This is a genomic window from Hydrogenophaga sp. BPS33, from assembly GCF_009859475.1.
Lineage (GTDB): Bacteria > Pseudomonadota > Gammaproteobacteria > Burkholderiales > Burkholderiaceae_C > Hydrogenophaga.
In genome coordinates this window covers 1,684,916-1,706,657 of the sequence record NZ_CP044549.1, presented here as the reverse complement: position 1 = coordinate 1,706,657, position 21,742 = coordinate 1,684,916, and the positions used below count along the sequence as shown (strand labels likewise).

19 protein-coding genes are annotated in these 21,742 nt (G+C 65.1%); 8 read left to right on the top strand and 11 right to left on the bottom strand.

What is annotated here, in order from left to right:
- Positions 1-36: 36 nt before the first annotated feature.
- Positions 37-801 carry a crotonase/enoyl-CoA hydratase family protein gene (locus F9K07_RS08050; protein ID WP_159591190.1) on the bottom strand — a complete coding sequence of 255 codons (765 nt, stop codon included), beginning with the start codon at positions 799-801 and terminating at the stop codon, positions 37-39.
- 160 nt (positions 802-961) lie between these two features.
- Here F9K07_RS08050 and F9K07_RS08045 point away from each other — a divergent pair, with 160 nt between their 5' ends.
- Positions 962-2,086, top strand: coding sequence for a CaiB/BaiF CoA transferase family protein (locus F9K07_RS08045; protein ID WP_159591187.1), 1,125 nt, complete (start codon positions 962-964; stop codon positions 2,084-2,086).
- 91 nt (positions 2,087-2,177) lie between these two features.
- Here the strand turns inward: F9K07_RS08045 and F9K07_RS08040 are convergent, their stop codons facing one another.
- Positions 2,178-3,128 carry a MaoC family dehydratase gene (locus F9K07_RS08040; RefSeq protein ID WP_159591184.1) on the bottom strand — a complete coding sequence of 317 codons (951 nt, stop codon included), beginning with the start codon at positions 3,126-3,128 and terminating at the stop codon, positions 2,178-2,180.
- 183 nt (positions 3,129-3,311) lie between these two features.
- On the opposite strand from F9K07_RS08040, the gene F9K07_RS08035 reads away from it, so the two are divergent.
- Positions 3,312-4,343, top strand: coding sequence for a Bug family tripartite tricarboxylate transporter substrate binding protein (locus F9K07_RS08035; RefSeq protein WP_159591181.1), 1,032 nt, complete (start codon positions 3,312-3,314; stop codon positions 4,341-4,343).
- Here F9K07_RS08035 and F9K07_RS08030 read toward each other — a convergent pair.
- Both F9K07_RS08030 and F9K07_RS08025 read right to left on the bottom strand, forming a co-directional pair.
- On the bottom strand, positions 4,336-5,154 hold the full coding sequence (locus tag F9K07_RS08030; RefSeq protein ID WP_159591178.1) for a FadR/GntR family transcriptional regulator: 819 nt from the start codon (positions 5,152-5,154) through the stop codon (positions 4,336-4,338). The genes F9K07_RS08035 and F9K07_RS08030 overlap by 8 nt on opposite strands.
- Before the next feature lie 8 nt (positions 5,155-5,162).
- Positions 5,163-6,326, bottom strand: a complete 1,164-nt coding sequence (locus F9K07_RS08025; protein ID WP_159591175.1) for an NUDIX hydrolase — start codon at positions 6,324-6,326, stop codon at positions 5,163-5,165.
- Positions 6,327-6,411: 85 nt separating this feature from the next.
- On the opposite strand from F9K07_RS08025, the gene F9K07_RS08020 reads away from it, so the two are divergent.
- Positions 6,412-8,088 (top strand): thiamine pyrophosphate-binding protein, encoded by a 1,677-nt coding sequence (locus F9K07_RS08020; protein ID WP_159591172.1) that lies wholly within the window; start codon positions 6,412-6,414, stop codon positions 8,086-8,088.
- Positions 8,089-8,106: 18 nt separating this feature from the next.
- On the opposite strand, the gene F9K07_RS08015 is transcribed toward F9K07_RS08020, so the two are convergent.
- Complete coding sequence (locus F9K07_RS08015; protein WP_159591169.1) at positions 8,107-9,315, bottom strand: CaiB/BaiF CoA transferase family protein; 1,209 nt, start codon at positions 9,313-9,315, stop codon at positions 8,107-8,109.
- A 159-nt stretch (positions 9,316-9,474) separates the two neighbouring features.
- On the opposite strand from F9K07_RS08015, the gene F9K07_RS08010 reads away from it, so the two are divergent.
- The 5 genes from F9K07_RS08010 to F9K07_RS07990 all read left to right on the top strand — a co-directional run bounded on the left by F9K07_RS08010 (position 9,475) and on the right by F9K07_RS07990 (position 15,736).
- The gene (locus F9K07_RS08010; protein ID WP_159591166.1) at positions 9,475-10,596 is read left to right on the top strand and encodes a citramalate synthase; all 1,122 of its coding nucleotides are present in this window, start codon (positions 9,475-9,477) and stop codon (positions 10,594-10,596) included.
- A gap of 51 nt (positions 10,597-10,647) precedes the next feature.
- Positions 10,648-11,793 (top strand): acyl-CoA dehydrogenase family protein, encoded by a 1,146-nt coding sequence (locus tag F9K07_RS08005; RefSeq protein ID WP_159591163.1) that lies wholly within the window; start codon positions 10,648-10,650, stop codon positions 11,791-11,793.
- A 4-nt stretch (positions 11,794-11,797) separates the two neighbouring features.
- Entirely contained in the window at positions 11,798-12,937 is a 1,140-nt protein-coding gene (locus tag F9K07_RS08000) for a CaiB/BaiF CoA transferase family protein (protein ID WP_159591160.1), read from the top strand.
- 157 nt (positions 12,938-13,094) lie between these two features.
- Positions 13,095-14,099: a Bug family tripartite tricarboxylate transporter substrate binding protein gene (locus F9K07_RS07995; RefSeq protein WP_159591157.1), complete on the top strand. Its 1,005-nt coding sequence runs from the start codon at positions 13,095-13,097 to the stop codon at positions 14,097-14,099.
- On the top strand, positions 14,096-15,736 hold the full coding sequence (locus tag F9K07_RS07990) for an AMP-binding protein (RefSeq protein WP_159591154.1): 1,641 nt from the start codon (positions 14,096-14,098) through the stop codon (positions 15,734-15,736). Before F9K07_RS07995 ends, F9K07_RS07990 begins: the two co-directional genes overlap by 4 nt.
- 61 nt (positions 15,737-15,797) lie before the next feature.
- Here the strand turns inward: F9K07_RS07990 and F9K07_RS07985 are convergent, their stop codons facing one another.
- The 6 genes from F9K07_RS07985 to F9K07_RS07960 form a co-directional block, all read right to left on the bottom strand.
- Entirely contained in the window at positions 15,798-16,409 is a 612-nt protein-coding gene (locus tag F9K07_RS07985; protein ID WP_159591151.1) for a TetR/AcrR family transcriptional regulator, read from the bottom strand.
- Positions 16,410-16,544: 135 nt separating this feature from the next.
- Complete coding sequence (locus tag F9K07_RS07980) at positions 16,545-16,967, bottom strand: Zn-ribbon domain-containing OB-fold protein (protein ID WP_159591148.1); 423 nt, start codon at positions 16,965-16,967, stop codon at positions 16,545-16,547.
- Positions 16,964-18,124 (bottom strand): thiolase family protein, encoded by a 1,161-nt coding sequence (locus F9K07_RS07975; RefSeq protein WP_159591145.1) that lies wholly within the window; start codon positions 18,122-18,124, stop codon positions 16,964-16,966. Before F9K07_RS07975 ends, F9K07_RS07980 begins: the two co-directional genes overlap by 4 nt.
- 7 nt (positions 18,125-18,131) lie before the next feature.
- Complete coding sequence (locus F9K07_RS07970) at positions 18,132-19,544, bottom strand: flavin-containing monooxygenase (protein ID WP_159591142.1); 1,413 nt, start codon at positions 19,542-19,544, stop codon at positions 18,132-18,134.
- Between the two features lie 4 nt (positions 19,545-19,548).
- On the bottom strand, positions 19,549-20,532 hold the full coding sequence (locus F9K07_RS07965) for a Bug family tripartite tricarboxylate transporter substrate binding protein (protein ID WP_159591139.1): 984 nt from the start codon (positions 20,530-20,532) through the stop codon (positions 19,549-19,551).
- A gap of 43 nt (positions 20,533-20,575) precedes the next feature.
- Entirely contained in the window at positions 20,576-21,736 is a 1,161-nt protein-coding gene (locus F9K07_RS07960; protein ID WP_159591136.1) for an acyl-CoA dehydrogenase family protein, read from the bottom strand.
- Positions 21,737-21,742: the final 6 nt, after the last annotated feature.

Below are 21,742 nucleotides of genomic sequence, written 5' to 3'. Positions count from 1 at the left end.
TACGGCCCACCAGTGGGCTGTATCAGCCTACCAAGATCACCGGCTTTGCCAGCGCGGTGTGCGCCGCTCGGCAAAAGCACGCGCGCCCTCACGCGCATCCTCAGAGGCCAGCACAGCGGTAGTGATGGCGTCCTGGGAATCAAACATCGTGGCAATCGGCCAGTCGCGCTGTTCGACGATGACGCGTTTGCTCGCGGCTACCGACAGCGGCGCATTCACGAGGATGCGACGGGCCAGTTGCTTGGCCTGCTCCAGTGCCTGGCCCGGCTCCACCAGGGCATTGATCAGGCCGTACTGGAAAAGGCGTTCGGCGGAAATGTGGTCGCCGGTCAGCGCGATCTCCATCGCGATGCGCTGCGGAATCAGGCGTGGCAAGCGCAGCAGCCCACCAGAAGCGGCGGCCAGGCCGCGTTTGACCTCGGGCAAGCCAAACTTTGCATCGCGAGCCGCCACGACGAGATCGCAGGCCAGGACCGATTCAAATCCACCCGCCAGCGCGTAGCCTTCGACGGCGGCGATCAGTGGCTTGCGTGGCGGAATGAACGCAATGCCCAGGAAACCGCGCCCTTCCACTCGCGGCGACTCCCCAGCCAAGAAGGCCTTGAGGTCCATGCCGGCGCAGAAATTGCCACCGGCGCCGGTGAGAATGCCAATGTGCAGATCGTCGCGTTCGTCCATCGCGTCGAAAGCCGCGCACACGCCGTAGGACACCGCTCGGTTCACGGCATTTTTTTGACCCGGACGGTTGATGGTGACAACGACCATGCCGCCGTCATGCTCGACCAGAACTTCTTGTGTCATAGAGGATGTCTCCGTTTAGCTATGCCGAAGGCGGACAGGACGGGCGACTCGCGACTGGCATGCTGAAAAGGTCGACTCCTGCACTTATTACCTCCTATCGGTATAAATAGTATACTCACAAGTACCATTACATCCCAACAAGAAAGCAAGGAGCTCATCCATGGCGTCGCCTCCTCTCGCTGGCGTGCGTGTCCTCAGCTTGGCAGAACAGTACCCGGGCCCTTACGCCACCTTGCTGCTCGCTGATCTGGGCGCCGATGTCATCCTCGTGGAACGCCCGGAAAGCGGTGACCCCACGCGTCGGCATCCCGGGCTGTTCGCCTCGCTCGGCCGCAACAAGCGCTCGATCGCGCTGGACCTTAAGTCGCCCAGCGAACGCGCCCGATTTCTGGAACTCGTCGACACGGCGGACGTGGTGATGGAGGGCTTTCGTCCCGGCGTCATGGGGCGCCTCGGCCTGGACTCGAAGGCCTTGCGCGCACGCAAGCCCTCGCTGATCTATGTCTCGATCTCATCGTTCGGCCAGACCGGGCCAATGGCCGCAGTGGCCGGCCACGATCTGAGCATCCAGGCGGTGGCGGGCATGGTGAGCGTGCCTTCGGGCCGCGAGGAAACAGCCACGCTGCCCGTCTTGCCGCTGGCGGACATCGCGTCGGGCATGTTTGCCGCATTGAGCGTGGCCACTGCGCTGGTCGGACGGAACAAGAACGGCGACGGATGCAGCGTGGACGTGTCCATGCTCGATGCCATGGTCAGCTGGATGACGCCCTTCCTGGTGCCGGGCATGAACCAGCTGCCGGTGCGCCCGCTGCCGCCGGAAGACCCGGGCTACGGCGTGTTCGCCACGGCAAACGGCGGACAACTCACGCTGAGCATCGCCGGCGAAGACCATATGTGGGCGGCGCTCTGCGGCATTCTTGAACTGAATGAACTGGCCGTATTGGGCGATGCCGTGCGCAGCGAACGACGGGCAGAGATCGTGCCCCGTTTGCGAGACGCCATTCGAACCCGAACCCTGGACGCCTTGTGCGAGCAATTGACCACTGCGGGCATTGCGTTCGCGCCGGTGCAACGAGGAGACGGTGTGCTCAACCACCCGCAGGTGCAGGCGCGCGGTCTGGTCGTGGAGCACGAAGGTCAGCGCCATATCCGCCAGCCAGTTCTGTTTGATGGACAGGGCAGCGGCCTGTCGCGCGGAGTGCCAGCGCTGGGCGAGCACACGCGCGAGATCCTGGACGAACTCGGCACCGCAGCGCGCGGCGTACGGGGCTCGCCTGCTCAGTGAGCGTCGATGGCGCTGCGCGTGGGTGCGCAGCGTGGTCGAGAAAGTCTTGGCGTGTTTGTGACGCGGCGTTGGTGCTGCGGTCGCTTGGGCTTCACGGTGCCGCCTTCGCCGGTGGGATCGTCACCACGGCGGCCCCCTTGACGTGGTCGCCCAACCGATTGCGTCCGCGCACTCCCACTTCGACGTCTTCCCCGCCGCCCGCCGCAGGGTGGCGCGACAACACCTCGCCGCTCATCTCCATGGTGTCTCCGGGATAGTTGCTGGCGCCGAGCCGGATGGCGGTGCGCCTGAGCACTGCGCCCGCCCCGGCCCAATCCAGGACAAACCGTGCCACGAGGCCCTGCGTGGTCAAGATGTTCATGAAGATGTCCTGAGAGCCGCTGCGACGGGCATGGTCCGGGTCGTGATGAACAGGTTGGTAGTCGCGCGTGGCAATGGCGGTGGCCACGATGGTGCTGCGGTCCAGCGCGATGGACCAGCGAGGAAGCTGCTGCCGCTGCGCGGGCGGCGCAGCGACGGGTGCGGCTGCCGGTGCCGTCGTCGGCGCGACAATGGGCGTCTGCGGGGGTTTGAACTTCAAAACCCGATGCAGCTGTCGACCCACCAGATCGCCCCGCGCGTCGACGACGTCGATGTGCGAGGTGATGAAAAAGCCCCGCCCCAATCCGGTGGTTTTCTCGTCGGAGATCGAAACGATCGTCTTGGTGGCGGTGACAGTCTCGCCGTGTCGCAGTGGGCGCAAGTAGTCTTGCTCACTGTCGGTCGCCACGATCGATGTGTAACCTCGTGCATCCAGACAGGCATACAGGTCGGCCACCGCGTCCGGGCCCGGCGAGACGGGCTTCCAGCCCGGCATCGTCCAGACTTGCAGCATCGCCGCAGGCGCGGTGCCGGTCTCGGCATAGGTCGGATTCTCATCGCCCAACGCGGCACACCAATGGCGAATCATGGCCGGGTTGACCGGGTCCGGCGACACCATGGCCGCACCTTGGCGGCCCACAAATCCTGTCAGTTGCTCGGCCAAAGAGAGGGTGTTTTTCATGTGGATGCGTCTTTCAAAGGGGCAAAAGATCAATGCTATTGCGCGCGGCGCGCCAACACGGGTGCCTGGCGTCGATCGGCTGCGGGCCACGGCACTCTTAATGGTTGACTATTTAAACTGTCCATGAATAATGGGTAGATATTTAAACATGGTCCGCGCCGCGGACCGCACAAGGAGACAAGGATGAGCCAAGACCGCGAGTCGAAATTCCGCATGGATGAAAACGGGCTTTCATCCATGCGCCGCAGGGTGCTGGCGGCCACTGCGGCAGCCACCGCACTGGCGGTTTGGCCACACACCGTACTGGCGCAGAACGACTTCCCCAACAGACCCATTCGCATCGTGGTTCCGTACTCGGCCGGCACTGGAAGCGATGTGATCGCCCGCGTGATTGCGCAGAGCATCACCGACAAAACGGGCAAGAGCGTGATCGTGGAAAACCGGGAAGGCGGCGGCAGCCTCATCGGTACCCAGGCAGTGGCCAAGGCCGCGCCGGATGGCTACACGATCTTGATCGCGGCCAATCCGATGGTGATCGTTCCCAGTCAAAGTTCGAATCCGCCCTACCACCCGGTCAACGACTTTGTCCCGGTGGCCAAGGTGGCCGTGATTCCGCTGGTGCTGGCGGTGTCGCCCAGCCTGAAGATCAAGACCGTGAAGGAGTTCGTGGCGTATACGCACGCCAACCCGGGCAAGCTCAACTACGGTTCGTCAGGCCCTGGCACCATCAGCCAGCAGGAGATGGAGCTCTTCAAACAGGCGGCGAAACTGGATATTCCTGAAATCCCCTACAAGAGCACTTCGCAGGCGATGACGGACCTGATTGGTGGCACGCTCACGGTTTTCCCCGTCGTTGTGCCGTTGGTGTCGCAGCACATCCAGTCGGGTCGCGCGACCGCGGTCGCCGTGCTGGACCAGCGGCGCTCGCCGCTCTTGCCCGACGTGCCGGCGATCACCGAAGAACCTTCGGTGCGGGGCTATTCGCCCACGCCGGTCTGGTACGGTTTCGTCGCACCGGCCAAAACGCCCGAGCCGGTGATTGCGGTGCTGGCCGACATGATCCACCAAGCGATGGGTGTGCCGGAGGTGCAGACCAAGCTCGCGGCTCAGGGAGCACAGCCCTTGGCCGTCAGCAACGTTCAGTTCGCGGCCGACCTCAAGTCCGAATACGAAAAGGCCGGCGCGCTGGCGAAAAGGCTTGGGACCTTCAAGTAGGCCTACGCATGCTGCCCACCGGCCGAGGCCGCCGGCCGGTGGCGAGCACATCAATGGTGGCAGGGCCGTCGTAGGCGGCCAGCACCAGGTCGCGCATGTGTTCGAGGTGCCGCAGCCAGAATTTCTGCACGCCAGCAGAATTTCCTTTGCGCATCATCGCGACCGCGGTCTCCCGGCTCTTGATGCTTTCCTGGCGCAGTGCGTCGACGCTGGTGCGCGTGATGGTGCGTTCGGTCACGTGCTCGTGCTGGCGGCGGATGATGTCGTAGATCAAGGAGGCCAGCAGGTGCAGCGTGTTGTTGCCGCAATGGCGCGTGATCAGCAGCGAGAACTCCGCGCTGAGGTCGGCGTAGCGGATCAGGTCGGTGCGGGCGGCCTCCTTGGCCTGCGCGATGTTCGCTTCCAGTTCGTGCAACACGTGCTCCTCGCAGCGCAGGGCGAGCAGCCCCGCCGCGGGTGGCTCGATGATGGTGCGCGCCAGCCAGACGTCTTGCAAGGTGGTGCCTGCAATCTGGAGCATCACCCCGACCTGGCGCGATACGGCGCTCACATCCACCTCACTGACCCGTGCGCCGCCGTGCTTGCCGCGGCTGATCTTGATCAGCGATTCGGACTCGAGCAGCCTCAGCGCCTCGCGCATGGTCGGGCGAGAAATCTCGAACTCGACTTGCAGCACGTTCTCCGGGTGCAGCTTGTCCCCGGGCTTGAGCCGCCCGGCGACGATCTGGTGCCGGATCTCGGCGGCCACGCGTTCTGCGGCTTTGAGTTGTTTGTCGGGCGTGCTGTTGGCGCGGCGGGGCAAGTTGGGCATGAGAGCCATTATTGCAACGATTCAACGGACGCCAGGAAGCCGTGGCCGCGCGCAACCGCCCGCACCACACCGCGCAAGGCCTCCGGCAGCGGTGCCCCGGGTGGCAACGACGGGCCGGCAAAAAGAATGCCCACGCCGCGCAGCAACCAGGCGCGTCTGCCATCGCCGAGCGGCACGGGCTCAAGCCCGGTCGTGGAAGTGGCGCAGGGTTCACCGTGTTCGTCAAAATGCACTTCGATGTCGACGCCCTCCGGATCGGCAACCCCGATGCGGTACCGGTGGGGCGCTTCGCCCTCGCCTGCCAGGCGCTGCAGGCCCGGCAACAGGTCCACGGCCTCTCCCGGGCGCAGCGTGCACCCGGCTGTGCCCAGGCCCAACGGGTCCAGCAGGCCCAGCTCGTCGTAGGCAGGGTGGCCCGGCAGCACGGTGCTCGGGCCATCGGCATCCCGGCATCGGCGTGGGTGCACGCTCGGCACCACGCGCTCCGACTGCGCCCATCGCATCAGCGGGCCCACACCCTCGAACCCGCAGAGAAATTCGATGATGGCCCGCGTCACACGCAGCAAGCGCATCGCGTTGCCAGCGGCGAGGATGCTCGCCGGTGACAGCCACACATGGTCCACCACTTCAACACCATCGTGCGAGACGATCTGCCCCGGCGGCTGGACGGCCAGAAAGAAGCGTGTGTCAAAGCGCTTGGGCATGCCGACGGGCGTGACCCAGTGCGCCATGTAGGAGAGACCATCCATCGAGAGAGACAGGCCCGCCCGCTCGCAAAACGTGGCGAAATCCAGCGTGCGTTCGCGCAGCGGGCCGCGCGCGGTCTCGAGTTCTTTGCCGATGGCGACCGACGCACCGTTCGCGTCGCGGGCAAACAGAAGACCCGCTTCCTCGAAGCACTCGCGCACGGCGGCCAGGAAGAAATCGAGACCACCGGCCGGCACACCCAGCCGAGCACTGGCAGCCATGTCGTCCAAACCATCGCAGCAGGCGCCTGCCCTCGCCTCATCGCGCTCGACCAGACCGCCGGGAAAGACCCAGGCGCCGCTGTTCTGGTCGCCGCGCTCAGCGCGCTGCAGCAACAGCAGCTCCAGTCCCGAGCCCGCGGCGGCGGGGCGCACCACCACCAACGAAGCAGCGGGACGCAAAGCGGCAGAGGTTTTGGCGTGCATGGAGAAGTCCCGATTGAAGCGCTTTTTAATTGGTTATATATTAATAGATCCACCACCCTTCCGCCGCAGACCGGCGCAGCCCCCCATGACCACACGCGACCGCATCCCCACCTACGAGGCCCTGGCCCTGCAACTCCAACGCCTGGGTGCGGAATGCGTCTTCGGCCTCATGAGCGACGAGACGGCCATGCTGATCGCCAGCCTGGACGGCGCGGGGGTGCGCTTCATCGGCGCTCGCCACGAGAACTGTGCCGTGGCCATGGCCGAGGGCTACGCAGCCGCCAGTGGCAGGCTGGGCATCGCGCTGGTGGGTCGCGGGCCTGCCACGGCGAACGCCCTGCACGGCATCGTCTATGCACGCAAGACCGGCTCGCCTGTGCTGTTGATGATGGGCGCGCCGAGCGGCGCGCCGCTCAATCCCAATGCTCTGGGGCCCGACACGAAGGCGCTCGACAGCGTGGCCGTTCTGCGTGCCGCCGGCGTGCGGCATGTCAGCCTCGACGATGCCGACGTGGCACCGCAGTTGTTGGCGCATGCCTATGCGTCTGCGCACCAGGGCGCCATGGCCTTGTTGCTGCCCATGAACGTCCTCAACGGCAGCACGCCCGCCACCGCGCTGGTCGATGCGCCATCGACGGGCACCGCCGCACGTCCACCGGCTCCACGCGCCGCCGCGCTCGAAGCCGCGGCCACGCAAATCGCACGTGCGCGCCGCCCGCTCATCCTCGCTGGCGCGGGCGCGCACCGCGCCGGCGCGCGCGATACCCTCGTGCAGCTGGCCGAACATCTGGGCGCTGTTCTGGCGACCACGATGAAGGCCAAGGACATGTTCCGTGGCCATCCCTTCGACTGCGGTGTGCTCGGCTCCTTTTCGCACGGCGCGGGCCGGCGGCTGATCGACCAGACCGATTGCGTGATCGCATTCGGCGCCGGACTCAACCAGCGCACCAGCAGCCAGGGAACATCGTTGCCCGAGACAGCGACGCTGGTGCAGGTCGACGTCTCGCGGGAGGCCGTCGGCCGGTGGCTGCATTGCGACGTGGGCGTTGTGGGCGATGCGCGCGAGGTGGCCGATCGCTTGCTCGCGCTCTTGCCCGCGCGGGGCGAAGCCGATCGGCCGATGCACGCACCGTCGGTGCGCGATGCCCTGGCCCGCTACCGGCCCGAGGCCGACTTCGAAGCCAGCCATACAGCGAGCACGGTGGACCCGCGCAGCGCGGGCATTGCATTCGACCGCGCGCTGCCGCGCGAGCGCAACGTGGTGTACGACGCGGGCAACTTTCTCTCGATGGCGCCCTACGTACACGTGCCCGGTCCGGGCCAGATCAAGCAGGCGAGCGACTTCTCCTCCATCGGCATGGGCTTCGGCACCGCCATGGGCTTCGCGCACGGCGCACCCGAACGCGTGACCGTCCTCTTTATCGGCGACGGTGCCTTCCTCATGACGCTGGGCGAACTCGAGACCGTGGCACGCGAGGGCATTCCGATGGTGATCGTGGTGATGAACGATGGGGCCTATGGCGCCGAGCTGCATTACTTGCGCCAACGCAACATGGCGGTGTCGGTGGCGCAGTTCCCGCAGGTGGACTACGCACCCATCGCAGCGGGCTTCGGGTTCCAGACCGCGACGGTGCGCACGGTCGGCGAGATCCTGGCGCTGGCACCTCTTTTGGCGGCGCCCGACGGCCCCATCTTCATTGACTGCAAGATCAATGGGGCGGTCACCGCAGGCTTCCTGGAAGAAACCGCGCCGGCTCGCTGAGCCAATGCCGCCAACCAATCAACGCGCGGGTGCGGCAACGACGCCCTGAGCGAGCAGCCGATCCACCTCGGTCGGGCTGCAACCCAGTTCTTCCAGCAGCTCGCGCGTGTGCGCGCCCAGCCCCGGGGGCGGCTGGCCGACCGTGGCCACTTGCCCGTCAAAGCGCACAGCACGGGCCACGGTGCGCACCCGGCCGAACTCGGCGCTGTCGTATTCCTGAACGATGCCGCTGGCCCGCACCTGCGGGTGCACGGCCAGTTCGGCCAAGGTATGAACCGGTGCGAACGGCACGCCCGCGCGTGCGAAAGCGGCTTCCCAATGGCCACGGGTCTGCGCGGCGATAAGAGGGCGCAGGATCACCATCAGGTCGTCGTAGTGGGCGCGCCGGTCGGCGTTTTCGACGAAGCGAGGGTCGCTCGCCAGATCGGCACGTTCGATCGCCTGACAGAAGTTGTGCCAGAGCCGGTTGTTGCCACAGGCGACGAACACCCAACCATCCGCAGCCTCCAGGGATTCGTAGGGCACGTTGTCGGACATCGCGCGCGCCGAGGCGGCGGGTGCGTTTGTGTTTTCGGCGGCCCAGGCTCGCTGCAATCCCCAAGCCTGCAGTGACACCGCGGAGTCCGATAGGCAGGCCTCGATATGCGCGCCATCGCCCGTGCGCTCGCGCTGCAGCAGCGCCGCGAGGATGCCGGAGAACGCGTTTTGTCCGGTGGTGAAGTCGATCAGGGGAATGTTGATGCGGGCCGGTGGCGGTTCGCCTTCGCCCGGAATTTTCATCATGCCGCTGAAGGCTTGCATCATCGGATCGTAGCCACGCGTGCGGGCCAAAGGCCCTTGCTCACCGAAGGCGGAGATGGTGCAGTAGACCAGTCGCGGGTTGGCCGCGCGCAGTTCGGCGTGGCCCAGGCCCAGTCGCTCCATGGCACCGGCACTGAAGTTCTGGATGAGCACGTCCGCGCCGAGCGCGAGGCGCTGGGCCCATGCACGGCCCTCGGGATGCTTGAGATCGATGGCGATGCTGCGCTTGCCCCGGTTCACCACCAGGAACAGCGTCCCCGAACCCGACTGGCCGGTGTGGAAGGGGCGCCAGTGGCGCGAATCGTCCCCGGTGAGCGGCTCCACCTTGACCACATCGGCCCCGTAGTCGGCCAGCAGCTGCCCGCAATGGGGACCCGCAAAGATGGTGGAAAAGTCGAGCACCCGGGTGCCGGTGAGTGGCTTCATGTGGTCTCCATCATCGCGCCCGACAGGCAGACGCGCGTTCAATCCGTTGGTTGATTCTCCGTCGCCAACCACCGTACGGTGCAACGCTGATTTTCAAATTGGTTGACTATTTTATCGGCAATCGCATAATAGGTAGACATTTAAAAATTTCCCCACTCGATGAACCGCCCACACGTCGTCTACAGCGAAGAAATCCTGCGCGAAGGTTTCGGCATTGCCGACCGCCGCATCCCGCTGTCCGACCGCGTCGAACTTCTGGAGGCACTGTCCGATACCGGCCTGCGGCGCATCACGGTGGGCGCCTTCGTCAGCCCCCGCTACGTGCCGCAGATGGAAGCGTTCGAGCAACTGCTGCGAAGCTTTCGGCCGCGTCCCGGCGTGGAGTACCTCACCTTCACGCACAACCGGCGCGCGCAAGTCAAGGCGCTTGAGTTCTCGCCGCCGCTCACGGTCGAGGAAGACGTGTGCACCTTGTTCCAGGACATTTGCGATGTTCATCAGCGGCGCAACATGAACCGCTCGATAGAACAAGGCATGCAAGGCTGGGGCGAGGCCATTGCCGATGCCCAGGCCCGCGGTGTCCGCCGCGCCCGGGCCGCCATTGCGTCGGCGTGGGGCTCGAACTTTCTGGGTCCGTTTTCGCGCGAGTACCGCATGTGGTCGTTGCAGCAGCAGATCGATGCGCTGCAGGCGGCCGGCATGGAGGTGTTCGAAATCGGCCTGCACGACTCGCAGAGTTTCTGCCTGCCCCACGAGATGGAGCAGGACATGGCGGAGATCCGCCGCCGCTGGCCATCGGTTCGGCATTTCCATTTGCACATGCACGACGCGCGCGGCATGGCGATGCCCAGCATCTACGCAGCGCTGCGCCACATGGACGCAAGCGACACGGTGTTGATCGAGGGGACGCTGGGCGGCGTGGGTGGCGGGCAGTACTGCGGCAACGGCATGGCGTCGGGCATGGCGCCCACCGAAGACCTGTTGCACATGCTCGAAGGCATGGGCATTCCCACCGGTGTCGACATGGGCCGCTTGATCGACTGCGTCTGGATGCTCGAGCGCATGTTGGGCCATGCGACCTTCGGCCACGTGTCCAAAGCCGGGCCGCGACCGCAACGCCCCGACGCGTTCTACGACCCCAACCTGCCGGCCATCGAAAGCCTGCAGGCCGCGCGCCATTTCCGCCTGGGCCCGCAGGCCTACCAGGAAGAAGGCTATTCGCCTTGGAAGCACCCCATCATGGGCCCGTGGTTCACGGGTCCCGATCACGCGAAGGCGTAGCGTGCGCGCCGACTCTTCTTTACTTGACTTTTAAACCCCAGGAACCATCACATGGACTTCGGCTTCAGCGACGAACAGATCATGATCCGCGACTCGGTGCGCGAATTTTCCGAGCGAGAGCTCGCACCCAAATACCAGCATTGGGACCGCACCGGTGAATGGCTCACACCCGAGTACATGAAGAAGATTGTCGACGTGGGCCTGTTGCGGCTGCGCCTGCCCGAAGAGTACGGCGGCCAGGGCTACTCGTTTGTCGACTGCGGCATCATCTGCGAAGAAATCGGTCGGGCGGATCACCAGATCCGTTACATCATCTCCAACGCCATCCACCTGGGCGAGATGGCGTCGTCGCTGCATCCATCGCTGCAAAAGGAATGGATCCCGCGCATCGCCAACGGCGAGATGATGTCGCTGGCTTTTACCGAGCCGCGCGGCGGCGCCGACGCCGGCAACATCGTGACGCGCGCGGTGCGCGACGGCGACCACTGGGTGCTCAACGGCGAGAAGACGTCGATCACGTTCACCGGCGTGTCCAAGGTGGTGTTCGTGTCGGCCCGCACAGGCGGCAAGGGTCCGCGCGGCCTGTCGTTCTTCTGCGTGCCCACCGACACCCCCGGCCTCTCCACCAGCAACTTCGAACGCATGGGGCAGAAGCTGGACCGAGGGGGCAGCATGTTCTTCGACAACGTGCGCATCCCCGACATCAACATGGTCGGCAAGGAGAACGAAGGCTTCATCTGGGCCATGACCATCATTGGCTACAACCGCAACTTCGTGCCGCTGGCATGCATCGGCGCGGCGCAGAAGTCGCTCGAGGAAACGATGGACTACCTCAAGCAGCGGCAGATCATGGGCAAGTCGGCCTCGCAGTGGCAGGGCGTCGCGCAGGAGCTCGCCATCTGTGCCACGCAACTCGAAGCCGCCCGCATGCTTTGCTACAAGGCGCTGTCGCTCAAGGACAAGGGCCAGCGCCACGACGCCGAATCGTCCATGGCCAAATGGTGGGGCGTGAAGGTGGCCAACGAGGTGCTCTACACCTGCATGCGGCTCAACGGACACTACGGCTGGGCCAAGGATCTGCCGCACGAGCAGCGCCTGCGCGACTGCCTGGGCATGGAGTCGGCCGACGGCCCACGCGAAGTGCACCTGGGCATCATCGCGCGCGACATCCTCGGCCGTGACCACGCGCCGTTCTGAGCCCATGGGCCCCCTGCACGGTGTGAAGGTGGTCGAGCTCGCGGGCATCGGCCCCGGGCCCATGGCGGCCATGTTGCTCGCAGACATGGGTGCCACCGTGTTGCGCGTCGACCGTCAACACCCCAGCGGCCTGGGCGTGCCGCGCCCGGCGAAGTTCGACCTGTTGCTGCGCAGCCGCCGCGCGGTCGCGGTGGACCTCAAGTCACCCGCGGGCGTCGATTTCGTGCTGGATCTGGTCGGCCAGGCCGACGTGCTCATCGAAGGCTTTCGCCCCGGTGTCACGGAGCGCCTGGGCCTCGGGCCCGATACCTGCCTCGCCCGCAATCCACGCCTGGTCTACGGCCGGATCACGGGTTGGGGACAGGAGGGCCCGATGGCACAGGACGTGGGCCACGACCTCAACTACATCGCGCTCACCGGCGCGCTGCATGCCATTGGCCGAGCCGGCCAACCGCCGGCCATCCCGATCAACCTGGTGGGCGATTTTGGCGGCGGCACGATGTACCTCGTCATGGGGGTGCTGGCGGCGCTGTTCGAGGCACAGCGCAGCGGCCGCGGCCAGGTGGTCGATGCAGCCATGGTGGACGGCGTGGCCAACCTGATGACGCAGCCGCATGGCACCTTCGCGGCCGGCATGATGAGCAACCAGCGCGGCACCAACATCACCGACTCGGGCGCGCCGTTTTACGACGTGTATGCCTGCAGCGATGGGCGCTACGTCACGCTGGCCGCGGTCGAGACCAAGTTCTACAACGAGGCCCTGCGCGTGCTCGACCTCCCCGATCTGCTCGCCTCGCAATGGGACCGCTCACAATGGCCCGATGCCAAACAACGCATTGCGGCGCGCTTTGCAACCCGCACGCGTGACGCATGGTGCGCCGTCTTCGCGGGCACCGAATCGTGCTTCGCGCCGGTGCTCTCGATCGATGAGGCCCCGCTGCACCCGCACCTGCGCGAGCGCGGCACCTATGTGGAGGTGGAGGGCGTGACACAGCCGGCACCCGCACCCCGCTTTTCGCGCACGCCGAGCGCCATGCCCACGCCCTTCGTGCCATGGCGCGCCGAGACTGCCGCCGACATCCTGCAGGACTGGATGACACCCGAGGCGGTGGCAGCAGCGCGTCAAGCGGGTGCGATCGGTTGAGCGGGTCGTTTCGCAGGTGCTTCTGACGCCCGTCGGAACACCGGGTTTTTACCGATCGATTGGTATTCCTACTTTTAAGTACTTATAAGATACTACCAAGTAAATAGAGCCGATCAAAGCCAGCGGTGACGGGCTTTCAACCAAGGAGACATTTCAAATGTTCAACCATCTTGTTTGTGAGCGGGCCCCGACGGCGCGCCGTGTTGCGCTCTGTGTTGCGGGTGCTGTCGCCCTCGCGTTTGCTGCACCGTTGGTGCACGCGCAGAGCTATCCCGACAAGCCGGTTCGCGTGCTCGTCAACTCGGCGCCTGGGGGTCTCACGGATGTGTTGGCGCGGCTCATTGGCAACAAGATGGCCGTCGCGCTGGGCCAGCCGTTGGTGGTGGAAAATAGGCCCGGCGGCGGTGGGTTGATCGGGGCCGAGGCGGTGTCCAAAGCGGAGCCCGATGGGTACACCATCGGCGTTGTAGCCAGCGCATTTGCCACGGCGCCTTTGCTCATCCCCAACTCACACTTTGACGCCGCCCGAGACGTGGCGCCCGTGGCGTTGCTGGTGACCACGCCGATGGTGCTCGTCACCAACGTCAACTCGCCCTACAAGACCGTGGCCGACCTGGTGGCTGACGCCAAGGCACGTCCCAAGCAGGTGTCCATCGCTTCGGGTGGGAACGCGACCGTGACCCACCTGGTGCACGAGCAGTTTCAGCAGGAAGCGGGCATACAGCTCGTGCACGTACCCTACAAAGGCGGCGGACCCGCATTGACCGATGTCATTGCCGGACACATCCCGGTGTACTTCGACACCGTGACCACCAGCACCAAAATGATCCAGGAGCGCCGCCTGCGCGCACTGGCCTTGGTCGCGCCGCAGCGCCTGCCATCCCTTCCCGATGTGCCCACGATCGCCGAGGCGGGTTTCCCGGGTGTCCAGGCATCCAGTTGGTTCGCCATCATTGCCCCGCCTGCCACCCCGCCCGCCATCATCCGGCGCTTGAACGAAGAAGCCAACAAGGCTTTGAACGCACCCGAGGTGCGCGACCAGATCGTGGGCATGGGTGGCACCATCAACGGCGGCTCAGCCCAGGTGCTGGGAGAAAAAATCCGTGACGACAAGCCCCGCTGGAGCAAGCTCATCAAGGAACGTGGAATCAAGATGGAATGACGCACGCATCTTCTCGCGTGGCCAGTGAGCTGGCGTGCGCAACGCCACGCGACTTCAGCATTCCGCGCGTGCTGGCCAGGCAAGCGGCCAGCGCGCCGGACAAACTTTTTCTTACTGAGGTCTCGAGCGGTCGGCGCTGGACCTACGCCAGCTTCTGGCAATGGACCGCCGAGATCGCGGCGACCCTGCATGCCCAAGGTGTGCGCCGTGGCACACCTGTCGGCGTTCTGATGGACAACAGCGCCGAGCATCTTGGCGTTTTCTTTGCGTTGGCGCGCCTGTGTGCCGTGCACGTGCCGGTCAACACCGCAGCACGCGGTGCGCTGTTGCGCCACTACCTGGGACACGCGAGCGCCGAAGTGGTCGTGGTGGACCAGCACCTGGTGGAGCGCTTGCACGAGGTGCTGCCGGAATTGCCCTCCGTTCGGACGACCCTGGTCAACCGGAGCGCCGCAGCGGGGTTGGTTGCGCAGGCGGTGCCTGACGCACCGTTGTCTGACGCGCGTTCCGATGGGTCGATGGTGCTCGACACCGCGGCCATGCACGATCTGCTGCTGCTGGCGTACACCTCCGGCACCACCGGCCCGTCCAAAGCCAGCATGGTGTCCCACGGCAGTGCGTTGACGTATGGGACGGGCGGCATCGAAGCGCATGGCTATCGCAACGACGATGTGTTCTACGTGTGTCTGCCCTTGTTCCATGTGAACGCCCTCCTCACGTCCACGCTTACCGCGTTGGTGGCGGGTGCTTCGGTGGCACTGGCCCATCGTTTCTCAGCCTCGGGGTTCTTTGACGAGGTGCGCGCGTGCGGGGCGACGACCACCAATCTGCTGGGTGCCATGACCGCCTTTCTGTGGTCGCAGCCCGCTCGGCCGGGCGATGCCGACCATGCGCTGCGCTTGGTCAGCATGTCGCCGCTCCCGATGAACACGCCCGCATTCGAAGCCCGTTTTGGCCTGCGCGCGGTGACCAACTACGGCCTATCCGACTTCGGCACGGTGACCTCGCTCACCATGGACGCGCCACGCAGCAAGCTGGGCTCCATCGGCCTTCCTCGCAGTGCGTTCGAGGTGAAGATTTTTGACGACGATGACCACGAGTGCGCAGCCGGTGTCACCGGTGAAATCGTGGTGCGTGCGCGCGAACCCTGGCGCGCGGCCACCGGGTACTTTCGAATGCCGGAAGCCACCGCGGCGGCCCACCGCAACCAGTGGTTCCACACCGGTGATCGGGGCCGACGCGACGCGGATGGCTATCTGTGGTTCGTCGATCGCAAAAAGGATTGCATCCGCCGCCGTGGCGAGAACATCTCGGCCTATGAAGTCGAGCACATCCTGCAAACGCACCCCGCTGTGGACATGGCGGCGGCATTTCCGATCACAACCGTGGACGGCGACGAGGAAGTCGGCGTCGCGGTGGTGTTGTGCAAGGGTGCGTCCTTTGACGAAGCAGCGCTCATCGCGCACTGCGCATCGCACATGGCTTATTTCATGGTGCCGCGTTATGTGCGCTTCGTGGCTGCGCTGCCCACGACCATGAACCAGAAGGTCGAAAAGTACAAACTACAGGCGCAGATGCAAGCGGATCTCGGCGCTGTCTGGGACCGGGAGCGCGCCGGCATCCGCCTGTTGCGCTGAGCCTGTGAATGCCAGCTGTGGCGCGGCCGTCTACGCGCTGTGTTGGGCTGAGCGTGCAGCGTTACGCGGCTTTGGCTTGCACCAGGGCCAGCACCAGATCGGCCACCGTGTTGGCGGTTTGCTCGGGGCTCAACCGGCCCTCCGGGCGGTACCACACGTACGACCAGCTCAGGATGCCGCCAATGGCCAGCGACGTGATCTGCACATCGCTCACGCTGAACTCGCCAGCAGCCACGCCTTCATCCAGCAGCGCGCAGAACTTGCGATCGAAATCGCGACGCATCGCGTTGATGCCTTCCCGGCTGTCTTCAGAGAGGTGTTTTTCCTCCCGCGTGTAGATGGCGATGTGGGCCTGGTTTTCGATCACGGCAAGCATCAGCTCGTGCGCCAGTGTCCGCAGCTTGTGGGTCGGCCCGCCTTGCGAGGACACCACGCGGTCCAGAACGTCCAGCCAGGCGCGGATGCCACGGGAGCAGATTTCGGCCAGCAAGTCGTTCTTCGACTTGAAATGGGAATAGATGAAAGGCTTGGTGACGTTGAGCTGTTCACCGACCGCCTCCAGCGTGGTGTTACCCAGGCCATTGGAATAGAACATCTGCGTGGCGGCCGAGATGATACGTTCGCGCTTGAGCCGCGAGACCGCATCGCGAATGGTTTCAGGTTCGGGTGTCAACGAGCGTTTGGCGACCGGGGCCGCGGCGCGGGCCTTGCCTGGGGAGGCGGTGCGGCTGGTTGAGGAAGCTCTTTTTCGAGGTGGCGCAGCGGCTGGAGTCTTCATCATTTCAGTATAGCCTCCGCATTTGTGCCCTTACCCGGCAACGGCCTGGAAGACCAGATCCACGCCGTCTTCGCGCGGCTCGAACCCGCCTCGCACCGCCAAACCCAGGCGCGGTGTGCTCCCTTCTCGCCAGCGTCCCAAAGCGCGCACACCTTCCTTGAGATCCACGGTGACCAAGGTGTAGGGTAGCTCGTCGGCAAAGGCTGGATGGAAGGCATGGTGCGCCACGGTCCAGCTGTGCACGGTGCCTTCGCCCGATGCCTCCACCCAGTCGCAGCGGTCCGAAAAACAGCGGCTACACAACAGGCGGGGATAGTGGCGGAGCTGGCCGCAATCGGAGCAACGCTGAATCACCAGCCGACCCTCGCGGGCGGCTTCCCAGAATGGGGCGGACAGGGTTGTGCCCTGTTGGGGAGGCTTGCGCGGGGCGCTGGAGTCCGTTGTCATGTTCATTCCCTTCTCATGATGGCAAGTGCGCCATCGCCCATGTCACCGTAGCCCGTGACCAACCCGCATTCCGCGCCCTGGACCTGGGCACGCCCAGCGTCGCCGCGCAGCTGCCGCACCAGTTCGACCACATGGTTGAGGCCCCAGACGTGCGCCTGCGACAGCAAGCCACCGTGGGTGTTGGTGGGGAGCTCACCGCCCAGGCGCAGGCGCCCACCTGCAACGAAGGGCCCTCCTTCGCCTTTGGCGCAGAACCCCATGTCCTCCAACTGGCGGATCACGGCATAGGTGAAGCAGTCATAGATCTCTGCCACGTCGATATCGGCGTGGGTCACGCCGGCCATCTGGAAAGCGCGTGGTGCGGCCTTGCCAATACCCAGGCTGGTCATGTCGGGGCGTTGCGAAATCGAGGCCGGCGAATCGGGGTGCCCGGCGGCGACACCGGAGATGAAGACCCGACGGTGGCGCAAATCCACCGCGCGCTCGGCAGAGCTGACGACAACGGCCGCCCCGCCATCGCTCTCCAGGCTGCAATCGAGCAAGCGAAACGGATCGGCGATCAGGCGCGAGTGGCGGTGGTCTTCCAGCGTGATGGGCTTCTTCATCACGGCGTTGTCGTTGAGCAGGGCGTGCTCGCGGCAGGCCACGGCGACTTCACCGAAATGTTCGATGGTGGTGCCGTAAAGCTCCATGTGGCGCCGCGCCATGGGCGCGTACAACTGCGCTGGCGAGATGGCGCCCATGGGGTACTCGAACTCGGTCACGTAGTGGAACTGCGGCATCGTGTGAATGCGCGCGCCGGCTTTGTTGTTGTTGGCCGCCGCCGTGACATTGCGCCCGAAGGTGATCAGCACGTGGTTGCACACGCCGGCAGCCACCGCAGCGGCAGCGCATTGCAATGCCATCACCGGGCTGGCGCCGCCGTGCGGGACCACGGCGGAGAACCGCAGGTCGGGAATGCCGAAGTTGTCAATGAAGTCTTCGGCAGTGGCGCTGACGATGCCCACGGGAATGACGCCATCAATGTCCGGTGGCCGCAGGCCCGCATCGGCGATGGCCTTGAGCGACGATTCGAACTGCAGTTCGACGGCCGTTTTCGTCGAGCCGCGCAAGTAGGCGGTTTCTCCAATGCCCGTTACACAGGCTTTGTCGCGCAGGGTCAAGGCGTTCTCACTCGGGTTGCTGGGTTGAAGGTGTGCCGACCGGGCGGCGGCCGGCCGCTGCGCGGGCGCGCTGGCGTTCGCGCTCGACCTGGCGCCGGTAGAACACCGGGTCCAGTTCCAGTGCGTAACGCGGGCTGCTCGGGTAATGCTTGCGCAGGAACGCCTGTTCCTCGGCCATCACGCGTTGCATGTCGGCGGCATCGGGTCGGGCCTCGGTGCCGCTGACGAGTTCGGTGATCCACTCGGCCTGGTCGTCCATCATGCGGATGTTGCCACCGCCGGCCACGTTGAAGAGGCCCATGAAGTACAGGCCGCGTTGCTCAGGGTGCACCACACGCAGGAAGAGCTTGAGCCGGTGGCCTTCGAGCGGGCGCAGTTCGGGCGCCAGGAAGGGCAGCTCCACGTGGTAGCCCGTGCCGGCGATGACGGCGTCAAAACGCTGCGTGCTGCCATCGGTGAAGCGGAACTCCTGCCCCTGGACGGATTCGATGCCGGGCTTGGCCTTGATGCGATCCCACACGAAATGTGACATCAGGCTGGGATGGCTTGTCGGATGCGTGCGCGTCTTGGGCGTGGTGAAACCCCATTGCTCCATGCGCCCGTGCACAGTCCAGGTGAGCAGCTCGCGGATGGTGCGCCGCACCGGCCACGGCATCCATTTTTTTTCCAGCTTGCCCAGCACGCGCGAGGTCGGAACGCCAAACAGCATGCGAGGCATCATCAACACGGGCGAGCGTGCGGAGATGGTGGTGGACGCGGTGACGACGCAGATGTCGGCGGCAACGTCGACGGCACTGTTGCCCATGCCAACCACCAACACATGTTTATCGCGGAAGGGCTCGGGCACTCGGTAGCTGTGCGAGTGCAGGTATTCCCCGGTGTACTGCTCACGCCAGACCGGGTGAGAGGGCACGTTCTGGTGACCACTGGCGATCACCACGGCATTGAAGCTGTCGGTGCTGCCGTTGTGCAGCCGAACGCTCCAGTTGTCGCCCTCCGGCGTGATCGCGTCCACGCGGGCGTTGAAGCGGATGTGGGGCGTGACGTGGAAGGTGTTGGCGTACGACTCGAGGTAGCGCCGCACCTGCCGGTGATCCGGGTAGAGCGGACCACCTTCGGGGAACGGGAAGTCGCGGTAGGCCGTGACCCGGGCTTCGGAGTTCAGGTGAAGAGAGCGATACGCCGGAGAAGAGCCGTTGTCGTTGTCGTAAGCCCAGAGGCCGCCGATGCAACTGCCGTGTTCAAAGACGACCGCCTCGATGCCGCGCGCCAGCAAGTGCCGGGCGGCGCACAACCCGGCAGCGCCGGCGCCGATGACGGCCACGCGCTGACGCTCACCCCGGGGTGCTTTGCCGATGGCGAGTGGCGATCGTTCGGCCCCAAGCCTGGCCTGCGGCGAGTGCTGGTCCAGAGTCGTCATTGGTTCAATCCAGCTTCGCACCTGAGATGCGCACCACCTCTCGCCACTTCGTGCGTTCGCTTTCGGCAAAGGCAGCCGTCTCGGCGGGCGTGCTGGAGACGGCGAGTGCACCGGTGGCCAGGAATTTTTCCTTCACAGCAGGGTCGCTGGCGATGTCCTTGATGGCGTTGGACAACTTGTTCGCAATCGCCATGGGAGTGCCCTTAGGCAACACGAAAGCGCCCCAGGAGGTGACCACAAAGTCGCGCACGCCGGCCTCGGCCATAAGCGGCACGTTGGGCATGGTGGGCCAGCGTTGAGGACAGGTGACGGCAAGTGCCTTGACGCGGCCGGCCTGAATGAGCGGCGTGTAGCTGGCGATGTTGTCGATCGCGAAGTCGGTCTCGCCGGACATGAGGGCCGGCATGGACTGCGCCGCGCCGCGGTAGGGAATGTGCGTCGCCTGAATGCCGGTGCGCACGCGGAACAGCTCGCCGGCCAGGTGCGGTGTGGTGCCCACGCCCGCCGAGCCGAACGTCACACCGTTGGGCTTGGCCTTGGCCCAGTCCAGGAACTCCTTGACGGTGTTGGCGGGGTGCGATGTCGCCACGACGAAGGCGTTGCAGTTCTCCCAGATTTTGGAGACGTAGACGAAATCGGCCGCGGGGTTGTAAGACAGGTTGGAGAACAGGAACTGGTTGATCGACAAGGTGCCGATGGTGGCCGAAGACACTGTGTGACCATCGGGTGCGGCAGTCTTCACGGCCTCCATGCCGATGTTGCCGCCGGCTCCCGTGCGGTTCTCCACAACCCAGCTCTGGCCGAGCTTGGCGCGCAGGTTCTCGGCCAACTGCCGCGTCAGCACATCGGCCGCGCCACCCGCGGAGAAGGGCACGATGATTTTTACCGTCGAGGTAGGGTAGTTCACCTCCTGCGCATGGCCGCTCAGGGCGATGGGGGCGAGAGCCAGCACGGTGGCCTGGATGAAGGTGCGGCGGATCTTGTACATGGTGTGTCTCCTACTGTGTAAAACGGTGAAATCGAAAGGCTCTTCAGGCATCGCGTCGACGCTTGGGGAGCAGAGTGTTAGCAATGATCTGTTTCATCACCTCGGCGGTGCCGCCGCCAATGCGGCACATGCGCGCATCGGCGAAAGCACGGGCGATCGGGTATTCCCACATGTAGCCCCAGCCGCCGAAGAATTGCAGGCACTGGTCCATGACCTTGAACTGCAAGTCGGTCGTGACGAGCTTGCAGGCCGCCGCGTCGACCGAGTCGAGCTCGCCGCGCAGGTGCAGTTCGATGCAGCGGTCCACGAACACTCGTTGGCTCAACACCTGTGCGTGCAATTCGGCGAGCGTGAAGCGCGTGTTCTGGAAGTCGGCCAGGGTCTGGCCAAACATCTTGCGCTCGGCGGTGTACTCGCGTGTCCATTCAAGTGCGGCCTCGGCGCTGGAGACGCCTCGAATAGCCTGCACCAGGCGCTCTTGCGCGAGCTGCGTCATCAGGATGCCGAAGCCACCGCCCTCGGTGCCCAACAAGCTGCTTTTCGGCACGCGCAGGTCGGCAAAAAACAGCTCGGACGTGTCCTGTGCCTTGCAGCCCATCTTCTCCAGCTTGCGCCCGCGAGTGAAGCCAGCGCGGTCGGTCTCCACCAGGATCAGGCTCACGCCCTTGGCGCGCTGCTTGGGATCGGTCTTGCAGGCCAGCACCAACAGGTCGGCACTGTGGCCATTGGTGATGAACACCTTCTGGCCGTTGATGACGTATTCGTCGCCATCGGCAATGGCCTGCGTGCGGATGTTCTGCACATCACTCCCACCGGACGGCTCGCTCATGCCCAGCGCCACCACGACTTCGCCCGTGGCCATGCGCGGCAGCCAATGGCGCTTCTGTTCTTCGGTGCCGAAGTCCAGGATGTAGGGAGCGACGATGTCCGAATGCAGGTAGAAGGTCGGGCCGGTGGCGCCCACGCGGGCCATCTCTTCAATCAGGATCGCGCTGTGCAGAAAATCACCGCCCATGCCACCGTACTCCTCCGGTACGTTGCAGCACAAAAGGCCGAGTTCACCGGCCTTGAGCCACAAGGAGCGTGGCACCTGACCCGCCTTTTCCCACTCGGCGTGAAAAGGCGTGACGTGCTCCGCAATGAAGCGGCGAACGGTGTCGCGAAAGGCTTCGTGCTCCGGTGAAAACAAAGTGCGTGGAATCATGGTCTC

Excerpts from the sequence above, each read along its gene's own strand:
- F9K07_RS08050 (WP_159591190.1), bottom strand. The coding sequence starts at position 801 with ATGACACAAGAAGTTCTGGTCGAGCATGACGGCGGCATGGTCGTTGTC.
- F9K07_RS08045 (WP_159591187.1), top strand. The coding sequence starts at position 962 with ATGGCGTCGCCTCCTCTCGCTGGCGTGCGTGTCCTCAGCTTGGCAGAA.
- F9K07_RS08040 (WP_159591184.1), bottom strand. The coding sequence starts at position 3,128 with ATGAAAAACACCCTCTCTTTGGCCGAGCAACTGACAGGATTTGTGGGC.
- F9K07_RS08035 (WP_159591181.1), top strand. The coding sequence starts at position 3,312 with ATGAGCCAAGACCGCGAGTCGAAATTCCGCATGGATGAAAACGGGCTT.
- F9K07_RS08030 (WP_159591178.1), bottom strand. The coding sequence starts at position 5,154 with ATGCCCAACTTGCCCCGCCGCGCCAACAGCACGCCCGACAAACAACTC.
- F9K07_RS08025 (WP_159591175.1), bottom strand. The coding sequence starts at position 6,326 with ATGCACGCCAAAACCTCTGCCGCTTTGCGTCCCGCTGCTTCGTTGGTG.
- F9K07_RS08020 (WP_159591172.1), top strand. The coding sequence starts at position 6,412 with ATGACCACACGCGACCGCATCCCCACCTACGAGGCCCTGGCCCTGCAA.
- F9K07_RS08015 (WP_159591169.1), bottom strand. The coding sequence starts at position 9,315 with ATGAAGCCACTCACCGGCACCCGGGTGCTCGACTTTTCCACCATCTTT.
- F9K07_RS08010 (WP_159591166.1), top strand. The coding sequence starts at position 9,475 with ATGAACCGCCCACACGTCGTCTACAGCGAAGAAATCCTGCGCGAAGGT.
- F9K07_RS08005 (WP_159591163.1), top strand. The coding sequence starts at position 10,648 with ATGGACTTCGGCTTCAGCGACGAACAGATCATGATCCGCGACTCGGTG.
- F9K07_RS08000 (WP_159591160.1), top strand. The coding sequence starts at position 11,798 with ATGGGCCCCCTGCACGGTGTGAAGGTGGTCGAGCTCGCGGGCATCGGC.
- F9K07_RS07995 (WP_159591157.1), top strand. The coding sequence starts at position 13,095 with ATGTTCAACCATCTTGTTTGTGAGCGGGCCCCGACGGCGCGCCGTGTT.
- F9K07_RS07990 (WP_159591154.1), top strand. The coding sequence starts at position 14,096 with ATGACGCACGCATCTTCTCGCGTGGCCAGTGAGCTGGCGTGCGCAACG.
- F9K07_RS07980 (WP_159591148.1), bottom strand. The coding sequence starts at position 16,967 with ATGAACATGACAACGGACTCCAGCGCCCCGCGCAAGCCTCCCCAACAG.
- F9K07_RS07970 (WP_159591142.1), bottom strand. The coding sequence starts at position 19,544 with ATGACGACTCTGGACCAGCACTCGCCGCAGGCCAGGCTTGGGGCCGAA.
- F9K07_RS07965 (WP_159591139.1), bottom strand. The coding sequence starts at position 20,532 with ATGTACAAGATCCGCCGCACCTTCATCCAGGCCACCGTGCTGGCTCTC.
- F9K07_RS07960 (WP_159591136.1), bottom strand. The coding sequence starts at position 21,736 with ATGATTCCACGCACTTTGTTTTCACCGGAGCACGAAGCCTTTCGCGAC.